Origin of the sequence: Pseudomonas sp. S150 (genome assembly GCF_004526365.1) — a bacterium.
Taxonomy (GTDB): domain Bacteria; phylum Pseudomonadota; class Gammaproteobacteria; order Pseudomonadales; family Pseudomonadaceae; genus Aquipseudomonas; species Aquipseudomonas putida_A.
Window position 1 is genome coordinate 2,673,783 of record NZ_CP038207.1, and the last position, 5,522, is coordinate 2,679,304.

Annotated in this window: 4 protein-coding genes; 2 read left to right on the forward strand and 2 right to left on the reverse strand. The window is 60.5% G+C overall.

Going from position 1 to position 5,522, the window contains the following annotated elements; translation table 11 throughout:
• Positions 1–42: 42 nt before the first annotated feature.
• Positions 43–1,590 carry a family 2 encapsulin nanocompartment cargo protein terpene cyclase gene (locus tag E3Z29_RS12390; protein WP_098967998.1) on the reverse strand — a complete coding sequence of 516 codons (1,548 nt, stop codon included), beginning with the start codon at positions 1,588–1,590 and terminating at the stop codon, positions 43–45.
• Between the two features lie 334 nt (positions 1,591–1,924).
• Here E3Z29_RS12390 and E3Z29_RS12395 point away from each other — a divergent pair, with 334 nt between their 5' ends.
• Positions 1,925–3,097 (forward strand): MFS transporter, encoded by a 1,173-nt coding sequence (locus tag E3Z29_RS12395; RefSeq protein ID WP_134785887.1) that lies wholly within the window; start codon positions 1,925–1,927, stop codon positions 3,095–3,097.
• A gap of 179 nt (positions 3,098–3,276) precedes the next feature.
• On the opposite strand, the gene E3Z29_RS12400 is transcribed toward E3Z29_RS12395, so the two are convergent.
• On the reverse strand, positions 3,277–4,410 hold the full coding sequence (locus tag E3Z29_RS12400; protein ID WP_108182192.1) for a cupin-like domain-containing protein: 1,134 nt from the start codon (positions 4,408–4,410) through the stop codon (positions 3,277–3,279).
• 181 nt (positions 4,411–4,591) lie between these two features.
• Between E3Z29_RS12400 and E3Z29_RS12405 the strand changes: the two genes are divergently transcribed.
• On the forward strand, positions 4,592–5,278 hold the full coding sequence (locus tag E3Z29_RS12405; RefSeq protein WP_237403067.1) for a thioesterase II family protein: 687 nt from the start codon (positions 4,592–4,594) through the stop codon (positions 5,276–5,278).
• Positions 5,279–5,522 lie beyond the last annotated feature (244 nt).

Consider the following 5,522-nt stretch of genomic DNA (forward strand, 5'->3'; position numbering starts at 1 on the left):
AGCTGCGAGAGTTCATCCGCATGCATGAAAAGATCGACACGTTCAGACGTGATAGCGGCCACTGTGCCGGTGCCATTCAAGACTGCCGGAGACCCAGCTTTTTATGCCGGTCAGAAAACGCTGCAGCAGCGGCGATGCATCCGGCAGCACGGCTTGTTCCGCCGCTTCATACAGGTGCACGATTTCGTCATGAACGTGCGCGCACTTGATCATCGCTTGTCGGGGCGTGCAATTGTGTTCGCGAGCCAGTAACTGCGGCAGATTGAAATCGCCGATTGCGGCCTGATTTTCCTTGTGTGCGGAATACAGATCGTTGGCGACGATTGTGGCGCTGGCGGCCAGCGTGGTCACGCGCCGCACGGCAGGGGCGCTGTAGATGTGTGCTGGCAGTTCGTATCCACCGATCACGTCGATCAATGACATGCAGGGTAAAAAGCTGTTGGTCTGGCGTTGAGCGAGGTATTCCCAGATGGGTGGGGTCAATCCTTCCAGGCGCCAGGCCGCTTCGGCAGTCATGGTGACAAACATGGCGATGATTTCGTGGCGTACCCTGGCCACTTGTACGGAAGATGCGAATGCCTGAACGCGGTCCATATAGGCGCGAAGCGCAACCAGTACCGGGTCACTGTTCAGTGCATGATCAAGACCGCAACGAAAGCGAGAGGGCAGGTGCGCCGGCTCCAGTGCGGCCAGCGCCAGCGAAAGTCGGGGCCCTACCAGGCGCGGTTCGGAGCCGGTTCGCTCGTCATCACAGTAGTAATCATCCACGGCAAACAGGGCGGCGATGCACTGTGCCGAAAGCAGCAGGCGATCGGGATCGTGAGTGTCGGTATGGCAAAGCATGGCGAAGCGACCGAACCCCATGGCGCGGACCTTTTCGAGTTGTCCCGCAAATATGCCGACTTCCTTGATCCATGGCATAAGCCGATCTTCGACGGCCTCGGCCAGCGCCGTATCAACCCGAAACGGCGCCGGACAATACAACGGCGGGACGGCCCAGGGTGATCTTGCCTTTTTCCCAAAAGCATCAGGCATTGATCGTGCCGCTGACGCATCGTGGGCGGCCTCGAACCATTGCCTTACACCCCCTATCCCGAACTGCTCGAACATCCGGCGAAACCAGATCGTGAACTGCTCGGGTGCCTGTTCGATCCGTTCGGTGATCTCCTCCAGCGACAGCCACTCCCAACTTTCGACTTCCTCGGGATTGGCTACCGGATCGAGCTGGCTGAGGCCGGCAAACACGTGGTCAAATTCATGCTCGATCAGTTCATTGGACATTTGCTCGTAATAGAGCATCGAGGCGACTTTTTGCAGTTTGCACGTCGTGCCCATTTCCTCCTGCAGTCGACGCAGGGCAGCGGCGGCCGTGCGTTCGCCGGGGCGAGGATGCCCGCAGCACGTGTTGGTCCATAATCCGCCGGAATGATATTTGCCCAACGCGCGTTGTTGCATCAGCATCCGACCTTGTGAGTCAAAGAGCAGAATCGAAAATGCGCGATGGCGCAGTCCCTGGTGATGCACTTTCATCTTTGAGGCTACACCGGTCTGGCGATCCTTGGGCGATACCAGAATAAGCTGTTCTTCCATGGCAAGGCTCCTTGGCGCGTGCGCTATGGGATAGTGCTCAAGAGCAGTTGCCCGTTCATTCAGGAGCGGTACGCCATTGAGTCAAAGCCTCATGAGAACTGCAATCGCATGAAAAGGCACCTGTAAAACCTGACAGGTGTGCGCGATTTTCGACGATTGGTTATGTGATTCCAGACGTCGGCGGCAATGCCATTGGTCTTGGGGAGCGATCCTGGGAGAGTGCCTGGAATCGCAAGGTGTCGAGTTTCGCGCCTTCACATTCCACCAACAATTCCCCGCTTCCACGCTCATCAACCTTTATGGCAACTTGGCGGCCCCTGATGAGGCTGTACCCATGGCAAACCCCTACCGCGAATTATTCACCGCCCCCGGCGCCCGGGCTTTTGTACTGGCCGGGATGATCGCGCGCATGCCGATTTCCATGACCGGCATCGGCGTGATCACCATGCTCTCGCAGCTCAAGGGCGGGTACGCGCTGGCCGGTGCGGTGGCGGCGACTTTTGCCCTGGCCACGGCTTTTTGTGCGCCGCAGGTGTCGCGGCTGGTGGATCGTTTCGGCCAGGGTAAAGTGCTGCCGCTATCGGCGTTGATCGGTGGTGGGGCGCTGTTGATGTTGCTGCTGTGCACGCGTTTGCAGGCGCCGACCTGGACCCTGTTCATCTTCGCCGCGCTGGCCGGCTGCATGCCGAGCATGTCGGCGATGGTGCGCGCGCGCTGGACCGAGATCTATCGCGGCCAGCCGCAATTGCAGACCGCCTATGCGCTGGAATCGGTACTCGATGAGGTCTGTTTCATCGTTGGCCCGCCACTGTCAGTGGGTTTGTGCGTGGTGGCGTTTCCCGAGGCCGGGCCGTTGGCCGCGCTGTTGGCGCTGGCGATCGGGGTGACGGCGTTTGTCGCCCAGCGCAGCACCGAGCCGGCGGTGCATCCGCAGGAATCACAGCATCAGGGTTCGATCATTCGCTCGACCGACGTGCAATGGCTGCTGGCGTTGATGCTTGCCATGGGCGTCATCGTCGGTGTGGTCGATGTGGTCAGCGTCGCGTTCGCCCAGCAGCAGGGCCAACCGGCGTCGGCGAGCATCGTGTTGTCGGTGTACGCCATCGGTTCGTGTCTGGCCGGTATCGCGTTTGGCGCGATGCGTTCGAAACTGCCGTTGCCGCGGCTGTTTCTCTACGGTGGGGTGGCGACGGCGGTGACCACGCTGCCGCTGTTGCTGGCGAGCAATATTTTCGGTTTGTCGCTGGCGGTGTTTGTCGCGGGATTGTTCTTCTCGCCGACGCTGATTGTGGCGATGGCGTTGATCGAACGCATCGTGCCGCCGGCGAAACTGACTGAAGGCCTGACCTGGCTGGTGACGGGGCTGAGTATCGGCGTGGCGATCGGCGCCGCCGGCTCGGGCGCGTTGGTGGATGCGTTTGGCGCCCGCAGCGGATTCTGGCTGGCGATTATGGCGGGGGCGGTGGTGTTGGCGTCGGCGTTTCAGAGTTATAGGCACCTGAAATAACCCGGCCATCGCGGGCTGTTGTGGTGAGGGGATTTATCCCCGATGGGCCGCGAAGCAGCCCCAAATCCAGCCAGCTCTTTCCTTCAGAAGAAGCGTGCCGGGTGAGTTTGCGACTGCTGCGCAGTCGATCGGGGATAAATCCCCTCGCCACAGAGTTATCCACACAGACAGCGGATGGGTTACCAACCCCGCCCCGAATTCACCCAGAAATTCACCGACAGTGACGTCGACACCGACTCCACCTGATGGAACCAGCCCTCCGGCAGAAACAGCAGATCCCCGGCCTCCAGCGTCACGCGCAGGAACGTCACATCGCGTGCTGCGGGAAAGCGCTCATAGTCCGGTGCGTCGGGGTTGAAGTCGCAGCCGTCCAGGCCACCCTTTGGCGCTGTCGACCAGGTGCCCAGTGCTTCGCGGTGATGCGGGGCGGCGAGGGTGAACTGCTTCTGGCCCCAGACCTGCGCGAACAGGTTGTCGGTGTCGTCGCGGTGCAGCGGCGTCAGCGTGCCTTTGGGGCCGATCCAGATGCGTGGCGGGATGAACAGCGAAGCATCGAAGTAGGGCGGGTACTTGATCTGCTGCAGCAATTGCGCCGGCAGGATGTTGTTGCCCATGTAGGCCGGTGGTTCGCCGTCAGCCCGTTTGACTGCCGGTTGGTCCAGCGAGGCAATGAACTCGGCCATCGACGTCGAGCGGAAATCACGTTCGGTGGAAAAGGTTTTCTTCACGTAATCGCCGTGGCGGGTGATGCCCTGCAGTTCGGCGAAATGCACCAGTGATTCCTCGCGACTGAGCTTGAACAGCGGCCAGTCCTGCAAGGCATTGCTGATCACCACCGGGATGCCGTTGGGCAAGTATCTGCTTTTGAATTCGCTGACCGACAATTCATCGCGCGCATGGCGCTCGATGCGGGTCTGCACCGGCAGCCCGGCGGTGAGTTGTTCGCTGAAGCGTGGCGGGGTCGGGTAGCGCTTGTTCATGTCGACCTTTTGCGCCACTGCGCCACCGTGCATCGCATGCTCGATGATCTGCGGCAGCAGCGTCGCCAGGCCCATGTTGCCGCCGATTTTCAGGCGTCCGCTGGCGAACAGTTCTTCGACATTGACTCGGCCGCCCATGATCCCGAGAAAATCGCTCTCGGCGACTTCAATGGTCACGTCGGGGCTGGGATGGCGTCCGGGCGCGGTGCGGCTGCTGGCCTTGACCTCCGACCAGTAGGCCTGCTGCGGGCCAAACACGAATTGGAAAACGCCTTCGATGCCGACGGCACCGGCGTTGGCGAACAACTTGCCCAGGATGCTCTGCAGGTCCACGGTGAATCCTCGTTATTGGTTTTGGCCTGAACAGTTAACGAGCGCCTGTTGGCGCAATTTACCGGCGCGCGACTAATTTGCCGGGGGCGTAATCCGTTTATCTCTACAGACAAAATTTTTCGAGGAAAGCCGGGTGAACAAGCTGACCCTGCTGTGCCTGCCGTACTCCGGCGCCAGCGCCATGGTCTACAGCCGATGGCGGCCAAAACTGCCGCAATGGCTGCAACTGCAACCGGTGGAACTGCCGGGGCGCGGTGCACGTTTCGACGAGCCGCTGCACACGGATATGCGGGCGCTGGCGATGCAACTGGCCAAGGAATTGCGGCCGAATCTCAAAGCGCCGTATGCGTTGTTCGGCCATAGCCTGGGCGCGCTGCTGGCCTGCGAAATCGCTCACGCGCTGCGCGCATTGGGCTGTCCAGAACCGGTGGCGCTGTTTGCCTCGGGCACGGCGGCGCCGACGATGCGCGCCGATTACGATCGCGGTTTTGCCGAGCCGAAAACCGACGCCGAGCTGATCGATCAATTGCGCACGCTCAACGGCACCAGCGAAGAAGTGCTGGCCAATGCCGAACTGATGAGCCTGACCCTGCCGATCCTGCGCGCCGACTTTCTGCTCTGCGGCAAATTCGAGCCGTTGTCGCGGCCGTTGCTCAACTGCCCGGTGCACGTGCTGGGCGGCAAGGCGGATCGCGCGACCACCGAACAACTGATCGGCTGGAGCAAGGAAACCCGCGGCAGCTTTTCGGTGGACATGCTCGCCGGCGGGCACTTTTTCATTCATGAGCATGAAGCCAAAGTGCTCAAGGTGATCAAGGATCAGCTGGAAGGGCATCATCGCCGGCATATCATGGCCGCAATCGCCTGAGCAGCGCATCACTCAATGTGGGAGCGGGCTTGCTCGCGAAAGCGGTATTTCAGTTATTGCATCGTTGACTGACACACCGCTTTCGCGAGCAAGCCCGCTCCCACATTTGATTTGTGTTTATGAAAAAAGCCGCCCTACCTCCCGCCTGACAGTTGTTCTCATTCGCTAATTTTTCCGGTCTGCATTCGTTTTATAGGGACGACGTGCCTTTGTGCTTCCTGCCTACTGATCCGGATGCTGAGAA

What these genes read in the sequence shown, in the direction of transcription:
- E3Z29_RS12390 (WP_098967998.1), bottom strand. Translation starts at nt 1,590, where the DNA reads ATGGAAGAACAGCTTATTCTGGTATCGCCCAAGGATCGCCAGACCGGT.
- E3Z29_RS12395 (WP_134785887.1), top strand. Translation starts at nt 1,925, where the DNA reads ATGGCAAACCCCTACCGCGAATTATTCACCGCCCCCGGCGCCCGGGCT.
- E3Z29_RS12405 (WP_237403067.1), top strand. Translation starts at nt 4,592, where the DNA reads ATGGTCTACAGCCGATGGCGGCCAAAACTGCCGCAATGGCTGCAACTG.